Genomic DNA, 13,596 nt, shown 5'->3' on the forward strand with positions numbered 1-13,596 from the left:
AGGCCGGTTTTTTACATCGCAACAGCGTTCGAAATCAGTTGCGGTTGCCGCCGAAGATGCCCAGCAGCGACAACAGGTTCACGAACACGTTATACAGATCCAGATAGATCGCCAGCGTGGCCGTGATGTAGTTGGTTTCGCCGCCATTCACGACGCGCTGCACGTCGAACAGCATGTACGCCGAAAAGATGGCGATCGCGAGGACCGAAACCGTCAGCATCAGCGCCGGCAGTTGCAGGAACATGTTGGCGACCATGGCGAGCAGCAGCACGATCACGCCCATGAAGAGCCACTTGCCGAGGCCGGAGAAGTCACGCTTGCTGACCGTGGCGATGGTGGCCATTGTGGCGAAGATCACACCAGTGCCACCGAACGCGAGCATGATGAGCGACGGCCCGTTCGTGAAGCCGAGGATGAAGCTCAGCAGGCGCGAGAGCATCAGGCCCATGAAGAACGTGAAGCCGAGCAGGACGACGACGCCCATGCTGCTGTTCTTCGTGCGCTCGATCGCGAACATGAAGCCGAAGGCAATGGCGAAGAACGCGAGCATGCTCATCGCGGGGCTGGTGGCGGCGAACAGCGAGAAGCCGGTCGCGACACCCACCCAGGCGCCGAGCACGGTCGGCACCATCGACAGCGCGAGCAGCCAATAGGTGTTCCGCAGTACGCGGTTGCGGGTTTCAGCCGTGGTGACGCTGCCGCCGCGGCCAAAGTTGTAGGGATACTCGTTCATGGTTTCTCCTTGCGTCAAACGCAGTGATGCTCTGTGATCATGCCGCGGCGCTCGCACGATGCGGCGCCGCGTGGATAGAGCCGTACCACTCCATAAGATATGCGCGGCGGCCTGGAGTTTCAACGGCCACGGCGAGCGGAAGAGTGATGCGGAATATACCCTTTGAGCCTTACGATCATGTAAGGGTTCAATCGCAATAATACACGGGATCATGCTACAATTGCGGATTCATTTGAATCTGTAACCTCTTAATTTTCTGGAGTTTTTATGGCGATCGAACGCACCCTGTCGATTATCAAGCCGGACGCAGTGGCCAAGAACGTGATCGGCCAGATCTACAGCCGTTTCGAAAACGCTGGCCTGAAGATCGTGGCGTCCCGCATGGTGCATCTGTCGCGCGCCGACGCGGAGAAGTTCTACGCAGTTCACGCCGCACGTCCGTTCTTCAAGGATCTGGTTGAATTCATGATCTCGGGCCCGGTGATGGTGCAGGTTCTCGAAGGCGAGAACGCGATCCTGACGAACCGCGATCTGATGGGCGCGACCGATCCGAAGAAGGCAGAAAAGGGCACGATTCGCGCCGATTTCGCCGACAGCATCGACGCCAACGCCGTGCACGGCTCGGACGCAGCGGAAACGGCTGCTGTCGAAGTTGCGTTCTTCTTCCCGGCACTCAACGTTTACTCGCGCTAATCGTCCAACGGAAGCGCTAAAGTAGAACTCGCAGGAACTGGCGCGAACGGCACCGTGCATGCGGTCCAGTGTCCAATCAGCAGTTGAATGGGCACGGCGGCACGCACGGTTTTTCGCACTGAAATGGCAGGAATCGATATGACGAGCAGTTCAACCGTCAACCTTCTCGACCTCGACGCCGCAGGCCTCGTCGCGTATTGCGACAGCCTCGGCGAGAAGCCGTTTCGCGCCAAGCAATTGCAGCGCTGGATTCACCAGTACAACGCTGCCGATTTCGACGGCATGACCGATCTCGCCAAGTCGCTGCGCGAAAAGCTCAAGGGCCGCGCGACGATCTCGATGCCGGGCATCGCCAGCGACCACACTTCCACCGACGGCACCCGCAAGTGGCTGATCGACGTCGGCAACGGCAATGCGGTCGAAACCGTGTATATCCCCGAGGAAACGCGCGGCACACTGTGTGTGTCATCGCAGGCGGGGTGCGCGGTCAACTGCCGGTTCTGTTCGACCGGCAAGCAAGGTTTTTCCCGCAATCTGACGACCGGCGAAATCATCGGCCAGTTGCGGATGGCGGAATTTGCGCTGCGCGCCGTACGGCGCGAGGCAAATGGGCTCGACGCGGCCCAGGAAGGCAAGGGCGAGCGCGTCATTACGAACGTCGTGATGATGGGCATGGGCGAGCCGCTGCTGAATTACGATGCCGTCGTGCCGGCCATGCGGCTGATGCTCGACGACAATGCCTACGGTCTGTCGCGCCGCCGCGTCACGCTCTCCACGTCAGGCGTCGTGCCGATGATGGACCGCCTCGGGGCGGATCTTCCCGTGGCGCTGGCGGTGTCGCTGCACGCTTCGAACGACGCGCTGCGCGACGAACTGGTGCCTCTCAACAAGAAGTATCCGCTGCGCGAGCTGATGGCTGCCTGTGAGCGCTATCTGAAAGTCGCGCCGCGCGATTTCATTACCTTCGAATATTGCATGCTGGACGGTGTCAACGACAGCGAGGCGCATGCGCGCGAGCTGCTCGCGGTGACGCGCGACGTCCCGTGCAAATTCAATCTGATTCCGTTCAATCCGTTTCCGGAGTCGGGGCTGATCCGCTCGAAGCCGGAACAGATCAAGCGTTTCGCGCAGGTGTTGATCGACGCGGGCGTCGTGACGACTGTGCGCAAGACGCGAGGCGACGATATCGACGCGGCGTGCGGCCAGCTCGCCGGCGCGGTGAAGGATCGCACTCGCCTTGCCGAGCGCATGGGGCGCCCGGGCAAGGTGATCGAAGTGAGGCAGGTGCATTAATCGATGTGGATGGTGGCGCAGCTATCGCTGACGCAGTGCTCGCTGAAAATGGGGCAGCGGGCAGTAAGGCAGGCAGCAAATCGATCGGAAGCGGCACTCAAGCCGCGCATTTTGTTATAAACGGTCTGCGAATCCGGGCTTTGACGTTCCGGAGCGCACAGGTCAAAAAGAGAATCGACGCGAGGATTTGGGATGAGTGAGCCGCAGCATCCGCAGCCACACGATAACGATATGAGTGCTGGGCCGTCCGAGCCGGCCGCCGGGCAAGGTGTCACGCCAATTGCGCCGCAGCCCGCGAGCAGCCAGGCGGCGCCTGACTCGCTGGCGGCGGTAGGGGCGCGTCTTGCGCAGCTTCGAGAGGCCAAGGGCTGGTCGATCGACGACGTTTCTGCTCGGCTCAAGGTTGCCTCGCAGAAAATGCGCGCGCTCGAAGCGGGTGATATCAGCCAACTGCCTGGCACGACATTCGCTGTCGGCGTCGTGCGCAGCTACGCGAAAATGCTGGGCGCCGATCCGGCGCCATTTACACAGGCGCTGCGCCGCGAAAAGGGCGTGCCGGAGCCCGATCTTTCCATGCCGGCTTCGGCGGGTACGGGTTTGCCGCGCGGAAAGGTGTCGGTGTCGCTCGGCGGCGGTCCGAAGCATCGGTCATGGCTTTGGGGCGTGGCGGCAGTCATCGTCGCCGTGATCGCGCTCGCGATGTGGCACACGGGCGGCGGCGATTCGTCGGCTTGGCTTGCGCGGCTGCGCGCGAGCGCCAATGGCGCGGCTGGCGGTGCGAACGGTGCATCGGCGACCGTGGTCGAAGGGCAGACGGCGGCATCCGTGGCAGGGACGGTCGAAAACGGCGCATCGGCTGACGCTTCGGCATCGGCTGACACCGCTGCGTCGGCTGCACCGGCGCCGAACGACGCGAGCGATGCGGCGGCTGCCGCCAGCGCGGTCCAGCAAGTGCCGGCGCCCGTGCCGGCTGCTCCGGCTGTGGTGGCGCCCGCGCCGGCAGCGCCCGCGGCGACCTCGCCCAGCGCTCCCGTGGTTATCCCGGGCGCCAGCGCGCCGCAAGCGGCTGCTCCGGCTACCAAGACGGCATCGGTCGCCGTTGCTGCTTCATCGGCCGCCAAGGCAGCATCGGCTACCGTTGCCGCTTCGTCTGCTGCGAATGCGGCGTCTGCAGTTGCCGACGCGCCAGCTGGTGAATCGATCGTGGCGCTGCGCGTGACGCAGGACAGCTGGTTCAGCGTGCGCGACAAGAGCGGGAAAGAGGTATTCTCCGGTCTCGTTCACGCCGGCGATGCGAAGGAAATTCACGGTGAGCCGCCGTTCAAAGTGACGGTCGGCAACAAAGCGGGGCTCGAATCGATGACGTTCGACGGTCAGTCGGTCGACTCCACGAAGTATTCGGCAGCAAAGGGCAACGTGGCTCGCTTCTCGCTGCCTTGACGGCAGGCGCCCCGGCCGGCGGCCAGGGCGCTTTTTCAATTCATGCGGCGCGCTTTCGGGCGCGCCGCATCCGGTGTCAATGGGTCCTTCGATGCACTCCGAAGCACATTCCGAAAGCAGCAGTCAGATTTGTTCCTCCGAGCCGATTTTCGGCGGTCATGCGCCGCGCCGCGTGTCGCACGCGGTCGATGTCCGGTGGGGTGGCCAGCTCGTGACGATCGGCGGTGACGCGCCGGTGCGCGTGCAGTCGATGACGAACACCGACACCGCCGACGCGATCGGCACCGCCATCCAGATCAAGGAGCTTGCGCAAGCGGGCTCGGAACTCGTGCGCATCACGGTCAACACGCCGGAAGCGGCGGCGGCCGTGCCGGCAATCCGCGATCAGCTCGACCGCATGGGCGTGTCGGTGCCGCTCGTCGGCGATTTTCACTACAACGGCCACTTACTGCTGCGCGACCATCCGGCTTGCGCCGAGGCGCTGTCGAAGTACCGGATCAATCCGGGCAACGTCGGCCAGGGCGCGAAGCGCGACACGCAGTTCGCGCAGATGATCGAAGCGGCCATCAAGTACGACAAGCCGGTGCGTATCGGCGTGAACTGGGGCAGTCTCGACCAGGACCTGCTCGCGCGGATGATGGATGAGAACGCCTCGCGCGCTGAGCCGTGGGAAGCGCAAAGCGTGATGTATGAAGCGCTGATTCAATCGGCGATCGGCTCCGCTGAGCGTGCTGTCGAATTGGGTCTGAGTCGCAACAAGATCATTCTGTCGTGCAAGGTGAGCGGCGTGCAGGACCTGATCGCTGTCTACCGCGAGCTGGCGCGCCGCTGCACCTTCGCGCTGCACCTCGGGTTGACCGAGGCCGGCATGGGCTCGAAGGGCATCGTTGCGTCGACGGCGGCGCTTGGCGTGCTGCTGCAACAGGGCATTGGCGACACGATCCGCATTTCGCTGACGCCGGAACCGGGTGGGCCGCGCACGGGCGAAGTGATCGTCGGCCAGGAAATCCTGCAGACGATGGGACTTCGCTCGTTCACACCGATGGTGATCGCGTGCCCGGGCTGCGGGCGCACGACGAGCACGCTGTTCCAGGAACTCGCGTCGCAGATCCAGACCTACCTGCGCACGCAGATGCCCGTCTGGCGTGACCAGTACCCCGGCGTCGAGAAAATGCACGTCGCGGTGATGGGCTGCATCGTCAACGGTCCGGGCGAGTCGAAGCAGGCGAACATCGGCATCAGCCTGCCGGGCTCGGGCGAGAATCCGGCCGCTCCGGTGTTCATCGACGGCGAAAAGGTCAAGACGCTGCGCGGCGAGCGCATCGCCGAAGAATTCCAGCAAATCGTGAGCGACTACGTCGAGCGCCGTTATGGCCGCGCGACCGCCACCAATTAATTCGTCAACCGAAACCAGATGACTGAACAGAAGAGAAAGCTCGAAAAGCTGACTGGCGTAAAAGGCATGAACGACATCCTTCCGCAGGATGCCGGGTTGTGGGAATTCTTCGAGACGACAGTGAAGTCGATGCTTCGCTCGTATGGGTATCAGAACATCCGTACGCCGATCATCGAGCATACGCAGCTGTTTACGCGCGGCATCGGCGAAGTGACCGACATCGTCGAGAAGGAGATGTACAGCTTCACCGACGCGCTGAACGGCGAAAACCTGACGATGCGCCCGGAGAACACCGCAGCCGTCGTGCGTGCCGCCATCGAGCATAATCTTCTGTATGACGGCCCGAAGCGTCTGTGGTACGTCGGGCCTATGTTCCGGCACGAACGTCCGCAACGCGGCCGCTACCGTCAGTTCCATCAGGTCGGCGTCGAAGCGCTTGGCTTCGCGGGGCCGGATGCCGACGCGGAAATCATCCTGATGTGCCAGCGTCTGTGGGACGACCTGGGGCTGACTGGTATCCGGCTTGAAATCAACTCGCTCGGTCTGGCCGAGGAGCGCGCCGCGCACCGTGTCGAACTGATCGCTTACCTCGAGAAGCACGTCGAGGCGCTCGACGAAGACGCGAAGCGCCGCCTGTATACGAACCCGCTGCGCGTGCTCGATACGAAGAACCCGGCGCTCCAGCAGATCGCCGAGAACGCGCCGAAGCTGATCGATTTTCTCGGCGACGAGTCGCGTGCGCACTTCGAAGGGCTGCAGCGCATCCTGAAGTCGAACAACATTCCGTTCACGATCAATCCGCGGCTCGTGCGCGGTCTCGACTACTACAACCTGACCGTGTTCGAGTGGGTCACCGATAAACTCGGCGCGCAAGGCACGGTTGCGGCGGGCGGCCGTTACGATCCGCTGATCGAGCAGCTTGGCGGCAAGCCGACGGCGGCATGCGGCTGGGCGATGGGCATCGAGCGGATTCTCGAATTGCTGAAGGAAGACGATCTCGTTCCCGAAGACGAGGGTTGCGACGTCTACGTCGTGCACCAGGGCGACGCGGCCCGTGAGCAGGCGTTCATCATCGCCGAACGTCTGCGCGACACGGGGCTCGACGTGATCCTGCATTGCAGCGCGGATGGCGCATCGGCGAGCTTCAAATCGCAGATGAAGCGTGCCGACGCGAGCGGCGCGGCATTCGCGATCGTCCTCGGTGAAGACGAGGTCGCGAATGGCACGGTCGGCGTCAAACCGTTGCGTGATGTAGCGCAAAGTGGTGAAAAGAACGAACAACAGAACGTGCCGGTCGAAGACTTGACCGAATTTCTGATCAATGCGATGGTTGCAACCGCCGATGACGGCGACGACTGAATAGCGCCCGTCGCCCGATAAACACAAGGCATGTAGAAGAAGGAATCGCTTAGCGATGAGTTACCACGACGAACAAGAATCGATAGAAAGTTTTAAGGCATGGTGGGCACAGTGGGGCAACGCGACCACTTGGATCGTGCTCATCGCGCTGGTCGCCGCAGCAGGCTGGAACGGCTGGAATTTCTGGCAGCGGCGCCAGGCGGCGCAAGCTGCCGTGCTGTACGAGCAGGTCCAGCAAGCTGTCGCATCGGGCGACAAGGCGAAGGTCAGCCGCGTTGCCGCCGATATGGAAGACCGCTACGGCAGCACGGCCTATGGTCAAATGACGGCGCTTGCGGCGTCGAAGGCCCTCTACGACGCGGGCGACGAAGCCGGGGCGAAGGCGCAGCTGCAATGGGCCGTCGACCATGCCAAAGATGACGAGTACAAGGAGATCGCCAAGCTGCGCTTGGCCGGGCTGTTGCTTGACGAGAAGGCGTACGACAAGGGTCTCGCGCTTCTGAACGATACGCCGCCGGACGCGTTCAAGGCCCTCGTGGCAGATCGCCGCGGCGATTTGCTGGCAGCCCAAGGCAAGCGCGACGAGGCTCGCACGGCCTATCAGCTCGCACTCGACACGGTGGCGAAAAACGATACGTCAGCGCACCAACTGATCCAGTTCAAGCTGGACGCGCTGGGTAGCTGACCGGCGCCGCATGCGCCGCGCGTCGCTCCCATTCCATTGACCAACCTTACCTAGCTTGCCCACCGATGAATCTGCTGAAACGTTACGCTGCGCCCGTTGTCTGTGCGATGACCGTCCTCGCCCTGGCGGCTTGCTCATCCACGAAAGACGAGCGCCGCGTGCCGACGCCGCTGACCGATTTCAAGTCCGTGCTGAACGTTCAGCAGGCTTGGAAGGCGAGCGTCGGCAAGGGCGGGCGCTATTTGTTCTCGCCGGTCGCGGTCGGTGACGCGGTCTATGCCGCTGGCACGAACGGCTCAGTCGAAAAGATCGACGCGAAGACCGGCCAGGAAGTGTGGCGCACGAAGGTGGGCGTGGACCTGACGGCTGGTGTCGGCAGCGACGGCACGCTGACTGCGGTTGGCGCGGAAAAGGGCGGTGTCTACGTGTTGGGCGCGGACGGCAAGCTGCTGTGGAAGGCGACGGCGCAAGGCGAAATCATTTCGCCGCCGCTCGTCGGCAACGGTCTCGTGATCGTGCGGACGATCGACGGCGCAATCAGCGCTTTCAACGCGGACACGGGCGAGCTGAAGTGGGTGTATCGCAATCGTGCGGTACCGCTCAATTTGCGCGTGTCGGCCGGCATGACCTTCGCTGGCAATGCCGCAGTGCTCGCCGGCTTCCCGGGCGGCGGCCTCTCGGCGATCAATCTGCAAACCGGCGACGAGTACTGGGAAGCGCCGGTCTCGTATCCGAAGGGCGTGACCGAAGTCGAGCGTATCAATGACGTGACGGGCGCACCGACGCTGATCGGCGCCGAAACCTGCGCCGTGACGTTCCAAGGGCAAATCGGCTGCTTCGACGCGAACTCGGGCCGTCCCGTGTGGCAGAAGGCGTTCTCGAGCGCACGCGGCGTGGCGCAGGACGATTCGGTCGTTGCCGCGCCTGACGACTGGTCGGTGATCAGCGCGTTCGACGTGCAAAGCGGCAAGAAGCTTTGGAGCAATGACAAGCTCAAGAGCCGCGATCTGAGCGTGCCGTTCCTGCTGGGGCCGTCGGTGGTGGTCGGCGACTATGAGGGCTATGTGCATTTCCTGTCGCGGGACGACGGTTCGTTCGTCGCGCGGATGAAGACCGACGGCAGCCCGATCGTTTCGGCGCCGGTCATGGCGGGCGACACGCTCGTCGTGCAAACGACTGACGGCGACCTGTACGGTTTCCGGCCGCGCTAAACGCGGCTGCTTGTAACGGTTCGCAACCGTTTTCTGTACGTACGCGTGCAGGCCGGCTCATGCCGGCCTGTATGCTTTTTTATCGGCAGTGCGAAGGCATGGGGCGCCGGCCCGCCGTACCTTCGGCCGAACTATCGCCCGCTTAAGACACGGCGGCCGGCCAGTGCTGGGCCACGATGAATTCGTGATAATTTTTGTCAAACGCAGCCTGTCGGTTGCCGGGCGGCCTCGCCGCGGCAGCAAGGGGACGACGCCTCTGCGCTTCACTTTAGACAACATCAGATGAAACCCGTAATTGCCCTCGTCGGGCGCCCCAACGTGGGGAAATCCACTCTGTTCAACCGCTTGACGCGCTCACGCGATGCGCTCGTCGCGGACCTGCCGGGTCTCACGCGCGACCGCCACTATGGCGAAGGGCGCGTGGGCGAGCGGCCGTATCTGGTGGTCGACACGGGCGGCTTCGAGCCCGTCGCGAAAGACGGCATCCTGCACGAGATGGCGCGCCAGACTCGTCAGGCGGTCGAAGAGTCGGACATTGTCGTGTTCATCGTCGACGGTCGCAACGGCCTCGCGCCGCAGGACAAATCGATCGCGGATTATCTGCGCAAGACTGGCCGGCCGATTTTTCTCGTCGTCAACAAGTCCGAGGGGATGAAGTACACGGCGGTCGCCGCCGATTTCTACGAACTCGGTCTCGGCGATCCGCGCGCGATTTCCGCCGCTCACGGCGACGGTGTCGCGGAGATGATCAACGAGGCGCTCGGCGTCGCCTATGCCGGCCATCCGGAAGAAAGCGAAGAGGAAAAGGCGCATCGCGGCGTGAAGATTGCGATCGTCGGGCGGCCGAATGTCGGCAAATCGACGCTCGTCAATACGCTGATCGGCGAGGACCGTGTCATTGCATTCGACATGCCCGGCACGACGCGCGATTCGATCTACGTCGATTTCGAGCGGCAGGGCAAGAAGTACACGCTGATCGACACGGCGGGCCTGCGCCGCCGCGGCAAGGTGTTCGAAGCGATCGAGAAATTCTCGGTCGTGAAGACACTGCAATCGATCGCGGATGCGAACGTCGTCATTCTATTGCTCGACGCGCAACAGGACATTTCGGATCAGGACGCGCACATCGCCGGCTTCGTCGTCGAGCAGGGCCGTGCGCTCGTGGTCGGCGTGAACAAGTGGGACGGGCTCGATTCGCATGTGCGCGAGCGCACGAAATCCGACTTGACGCGCAAGCTCAAATTCCTTGAATTTGCGAAATTCCACTACATATCGGCAGTGGAGAAAACGGGGATCGGCGCGCTCATGCGCTCGGTCGACGACGCGTATGCCGCCGCGATGGCGAAGTTGCCGACGCCGAAGCTCACGCGCGCGCTGATCGAGGCGGTCGAGTTCCAGCAGCCGCGGCGCCGCGGTCCGGTGCGTCCGAAGCTGCGTTATGCGCACCAGGGCGGACAGAATCCGCCGATCATCGTCATCCACGGTAATGCGCTCGACGCGGTGACCGAAACCTACAAGCGCTACCTCGAGAACCGCTTTCGAGAAACTTTCTCGCTGACTGGGACTCCATTGCGCATAGAGTTTCGTTCGTCGACGAACCCTTACGCGGAAAAAGGCTGAAACCCGCGTGCATCAAGGGTTTGGCCGAATGGCTAGCCCGCTGGTGCGATAACGAAAATCGGCTATAGTGTAGCGATTGACGGGGAATTTCTTTTTCTTCACCGCTCAATCACGATCAACCTGCAAAAAAATGACGGAGTTTGCTATGAGCAACAAAGGGCAATTGTTACAAGACCCGTTTTTGAACGCGCTGCGTAAAGAGCATGTGCCGGTGTCTATCTATCTGGTCAACGGCATCAAGCTCCAGGGGAACATCGAATCGTTCGACCAGTACGTTGTGTTGCTCCGGAATACCGTGACCCAGATGGTCTACAAGCACGCCATTTCCACTGTCGTGCCTGCCCGTCCGGTCAATTTCCACCCGGATTCCGAACAGTCCTAAATCCCATCGTCGCGGCCGGCATTGCGTCGCCGTCGGCGATACATGCCGGTCGCTTTATTTTGACATCCACCAATTTGATCAACGCTGCACTCGTCGGCATCGACTTTGGAAAGATTGATTTCCAAGCCAGTCTAGAAGAACTCAGCCTGCTCGCGCAGAGCGCGGGCGCCCATCCTGCCGTCACGCTCACCGGACGACGTTCCAGCCCCGATGCCGCAATGTTCGTCGGCAGCGGCAAGGCCGAAGAATTGCGCCTTGCCTGCGAAGCGAACGACATCGAAATCGTCATTTTCAATCACGCGTTGGCTCCTGCGCAGCAGCGCAATCTGGAGCGTGCGCTTAACAGGCGCGTCATCGACCGTACCAGCCTGATTCTCGACATCTTCGCGCAGCGCGCCCGCAGCCATGAAGGCAAGCTGCAGGTCGAGCTCGCGCAGCTGCAGTATTTGTCGACGCGCCTGATTCGCGCGTGGACCCACCTCGAGCGGCAAAAAGGCGGTATCGGCCTGCGCGGTCCCGGTGAAACCCAGCTTGAAACCGACCGCCGGCTGATTGGCGAACGCATCAAGATGCTGAAGTCGCGGCTCGATAAATTGAGGCGCCAGCATGGCACGCAGCGGCGCCAGCGCGAACGCAACCGGACCATGTCGGTGTCGCTCGTCGGCTATACCAACGCCGGCAAATCGACGCTCTTCAACGCATTGACGAAGGCGCAAGCCTACGCGGCCGATCAGCTGTTCGCGACGCTCGACACCACTTCGCGCCGCGTCTATCTCGGCGATGAAGCCGGGCAGGTGGTCGTGTCCGATACGGTCGGCTTCATCCGCGAATTGCCGCACCAGCTTGTCGCGGCATTTCGCGCGACGCTAGAAGAAACGATTCATGCCGACTTGCTGCTGCATGTGGTCGATGCGTCGAGCGCGGTGCGCCTCGATCAAATCGATCAGGTGAATGAAGTGTTGCACGAGATCGGCGCGGACTCGATTCGCCAGGTTCTCGTCTTCAACAAGATCGACGCGGTGCCCGAGTTGGCGGCGCGTGGCGAGGCGGTCGAAAGAGACGAGTATGGTAATATTTCGCGCGTCTTTTTGAGCGCGCGCACGGGCCAAGGATTAGACACGCTGCGCGCCGCGATCGCCGAAATCGCGACTTCAGACAATCTTCCAGACACTGGGCGAGCACTGCCGGAAGACGACCGGTTGGCAGAACAACGCGAAGAACTCAAGGTCACGCTGGACGCCGGAAACGAGGTGCTGACCCGTTCTAATTTGCTTTGACGACCCTCCCAAGATAGCGCCGGGCTGCGCCAAGTTTTCCGCCCCGATAGGAAGTCTCCTTGGGGGATTGTCCTCCTCGGGTCGACGGGCGCGTAGCGGCAGGTCTGGGGGCCCTCACTACTCTAGTGACGAACACTGGTGAACGAATACAAAGAGCGGAGTACCTGGCTGCGTTTGCGCGCCATTCTTTCGATCAACGATCCTCGATGGGGACGTAGCGAAGGCAATGGCGACAAGCAGCGCCCGAATGAGCCCAAGCGCCCGCAAGGCGACGGCGAAGGGCCGCCCGATCTCGATGAGATGTGGCGTGACTTCAATCGCCGTCTGAGCGGCTTGTTCGGCGGCAAGGGTAAGGGCAAAGGTATGGGTCCGGGCGATCGCCGTCCGGATAACGGCCGTGCGGCGCGCGTTGGCGTCGGTATCGTGATTGGCGTGCTCGTCGCGATCTATCTCGGCAGCGGCATTTTCATCGTGCAGGACGGCCAAGCTGGCGTCGTACTGCAATTCGGCAAGTACCGCGGAACCGTCGAGCAAGGCGTGCACTGGCGCCTGCCGTATCCGTTCGAAACGCAGGAAATCGTCAACATCAGTCAGGTGCGCGCGGTGGAGATCGGGCGTAACAACGCTGTTGCAGGCGCCAACGTGAAGGACTCGGCGATGCTCACGCGCGACGGCGATATCCTCGATGTGCGCTTTGCCGTCCAATACCAAGTCAAGACGCCCACGGACTATCTGTTTCGCGCCACCGATCCCGATCAAAGCGTGACGCAGGCCGCGCAGGCATCGGCGCGCGAGATTGTCGGCACGCGCAGCACGGAAGACATGCTTTATCAGGATCGCGAAGCAATGCGCCAGCAGTTGCAGGACGCGATTCAGCGCAAGCTCGATCAATATAAGACCGGCCTTGCCGTCACGGGCGTCACCATCGAGAGCGTGACGCCGCCCGAGCAGGTGCAAAGCGCGTTTGACGACGCCGCCAAGGCTCGTCAGGACCGTGAGCGCGCGAAGCACGATGCGCAAGCCTATGCGAGCGATCTGGTGCCGCGTGCGCAAGGCGACGCCGCGCGCATGATTGACGACGCGAAGTCCTACGCGGACCGCGTCGTGGCCGAAGCGCAGGGCGATGCCGAGCGCTTCGAGCAAGTTTATGCGCAGTATTCGAAAGCGCCTGCAGTGATCCGTCAGCGCATGTACCTCGAAACGATGCAGCAAATTTACTCGAACACGACGAAGGTCTACATCGGCGCCAAGACCGGCGCCAATGTGATCCTGCCGCTCGACAAGATCGTCGAGGAGAGCCGTCAGCGTGCAAGCGAAGCGGCACGCGGTGCGTCTGCGCCTGCTGCAGCGGGCGCGAGCGAAGCTGCCAGTACGGCTGCCGCCGCGTCGTCTGCGGCAGTTTCTGCGCCAAGCGCCGCAAGTCAAGCGGCCGCGGCAAGCGACGTCCTGCGCTCGCGCGATGCGTTCCGCAGTCGCGATCGCGAAGACGATCTGCCGCAATAAGGAG

12 protein-coding genes are annotated in these 13,596 nt (G+C 62.4%); 11 read left to right on the forward strand and 1 reads right to left on the reverse strand.

Translation table 11 applies throughout. The features are described 5' to 3' along the window. Positions 1-34 precede the first annotated feature (34 nt). Positions 35-733, reverse strand: a complete 699-nt coding sequence (locus AAHK20_RS22610; protein ID WP_449183732.1) for a Bax inhibitor-1/YccA family protein — start codon at positions 731-733, stop codon at positions 35-37. A gap of 267 nt (positions 734-1,000) precedes the next feature. On the opposite strand from AAHK20_RS22610, the gene ndk reads away from it, so the two are divergent. The 11 genes from ndk (at position 1,001) to hflK (ending at position 13,592) form a co-directional block, all read left to right on the forward strand. Continuing rightward, positions 1,001-1,426 (forward strand): nucleoside-diphosphate kinase, encoded by a 426-nt coding sequence (gene ndk / locus AAHK20_RS22615; protein WP_449183733.1) that lies wholly within the window; start codon positions 1,001-1,003, stop codon positions 1,424-1,426. A 138-nt stretch (positions 1,427-1,564) separates the two neighbouring features. Next, on the forward strand, positions 1,565-2,719 hold the full coding sequence (gene rlmN / locus AAHK20_RS22620) for a dual-specificity RNA methyltransferase RlmN (protein WP_449183734.1): 1,155 nt from the start codon (positions 1,565-1,567) through the stop codon (positions 2,717-2,719). A gap of 192 nt (positions 2,720-2,911) precedes the next feature. Next, positions 2,912-4,159, forward strand: coding sequence for a helix-turn-helix domain-containing protein (locus AAHK20_RS22625; protein ID WP_449183735.1), 1,248 nt, complete (start codon positions 2,912-2,914; stop codon positions 4,157-4,159). Positions 4,160-4,238: 79 nt separating this feature from the next. Beyond that, the gene (gene ispG / locus AAHK20_RS22630; RefSeq protein WP_449183736.1) at positions 4,239-5,555 is read left to right on the forward strand and encodes a flavodoxin-dependent (E)-4-hydroxy-3-methylbut-2-enyl-diphosphate synthase; all 1,317 of its coding nucleotides are present in this window, start codon (positions 4,239-4,241) and stop codon (positions 5,553-5,555) included. Between the two features lie 18 nt (positions 5,556-5,573). After that, the gene (gene hisS / locus AAHK20_RS22635; protein WP_449183737.1) at positions 5,574-6,914 is read left to right on the forward strand and encodes a histidine--tRNA ligase; all 1,341 of its coding nucleotides are present in this window, start codon (positions 5,574-5,576) and stop codon (positions 6,912-6,914) included. Between the two features lie 55 nt (positions 6,915-6,969). Beyond that, positions 6,970-7,599, forward strand: coding sequence for a tetratricopeptide repeat protein (locus tag AAHK20_RS22640; RefSeq protein ID WP_449183738.1), 630 nt, complete (start codon positions 6,970-6,972; stop codon positions 7,597-7,599). A 65-nt stretch (positions 7,600-7,664) separates the two neighbouring features. Further along, positions 7,665-8,810 (forward strand): outer membrane protein assembly factor BamB, encoded by a 1,146-nt coding sequence (gene bamB, locus AAHK20_RS22645; protein WP_449183739.1) that lies wholly within the window; start codon positions 7,665-7,667, stop codon positions 8,808-8,810. 282 nt (positions 8,811-9,092) lie between these two features. Beyond that, the gene (gene der / locus AAHK20_RS22650) at positions 9,093-10,430 is read left to right on the forward strand and encodes a ribosome biogenesis GTPase Der (RefSeq protein WP_449183740.1); all 1,338 of its coding nucleotides are present in this window, start codon (positions 9,093-9,095) and stop codon (positions 10,428-10,430) included. A 145-nt stretch (positions 10,431-10,575) separates the two neighbouring features. Continuing rightward, positions 10,576-10,812 (forward strand): RNA chaperone Hfq, encoded by a 237-nt coding sequence (gene hfq, locus AAHK20_RS22655; protein WP_006051315.1) that lies wholly within the window; start codon positions 10,576-10,578, stop codon positions 10,810-10,812. A 59-nt stretch (positions 10,813-10,871) separates the two neighbouring features. Beyond that, complete coding sequence (gene hflX, locus AAHK20_RS22660) at positions 10,872-12,089, forward strand: GTPase HflX (RefSeq protein ID WP_449183741.1); 1,218 nt, start codon at positions 10,872-10,874, stop codon at positions 12,087-12,089. Between the two features lie 138 nt (positions 12,090-12,227). Then, complete coding sequence (hflK, locus tag AAHK20_RS22665; protein WP_449183742.1) at positions 12,228-13,592, forward strand: FtsH protease activity modulator HflK; 1,365 nt, start codon at positions 12,228-12,230, stop codon at positions 13,590-13,592. Positions 13,593-13,596 lie beyond the last annotated feature (4 nt).

The organism is Trinickia camelliae (assembly GCF_053525655.1).

Excerpts from the sequence above, each read along its gene's own strand:
- AAHK20_RS22610 (WP_449183732.1), bottom strand. The coding sequence starts at position 733 with ATGAACGAGTATCCCTACAACTTTGGCCGCGGCGGCAGCGTCACCACG.
- ndk (WP_449183733.1), top strand. The coding sequence starts at position 1,001 with ATGGCGATCGAACGCACCCTGTCGATTATCAAGCCGGACGCAGTGGCC.
- rlmN (WP_449183734.1), top strand. The coding sequence starts at position 1,565 with ATGACGAGCAGTTCAACCGTCAACCTTCTCGACCTCGACGCCGCAGGC.
- AAHK20_RS22625 (WP_449183735.1), top strand. The coding sequence starts at position 2,912 with ATGAGTGAGCCGCAGCATCCGCAGCCACACGATAACGATATGAGTGCT.
- ispG (WP_449183736.1), top strand. The coding sequence starts at position 4,239 with ATGGGTCCTTCGATGCACTCCGAAGCACATTCCGAAAGCAGCAGTCAG.
- hisS (WP_449183737.1), top strand. The coding sequence starts at position 5,574 with ATGACTGAACAGAAGAGAAAGCTCGAAAAGCTGACTGGCGTAAAAGGC.
- AAHK20_RS22640 (WP_449183738.1), top strand. The coding sequence starts at position 6,970 with ATGAGTTACCACGACGAACAAGAATCGATAGAAAGTTTTAAGGCATGG.
- bamB (WP_449183739.1), top strand. The coding sequence starts at position 7,665 with ATGAATCTGCTGAAACGTTACGCTGCGCCCGTTGTCTGTGCGATGACC.
- der (WP_449183740.1), top strand. The coding sequence starts at position 9,093 with ATGAAACCCGTAATTGCCCTCGTCGGGCGCCCCAACGTGGGGAAATCC.
- hfq (WP_006051315.1), top strand. The coding sequence starts at position 10,576 with ATGAGCAACAAAGGGCAATTGTTACAAGACCCGTTTTTGAACGCGCTG.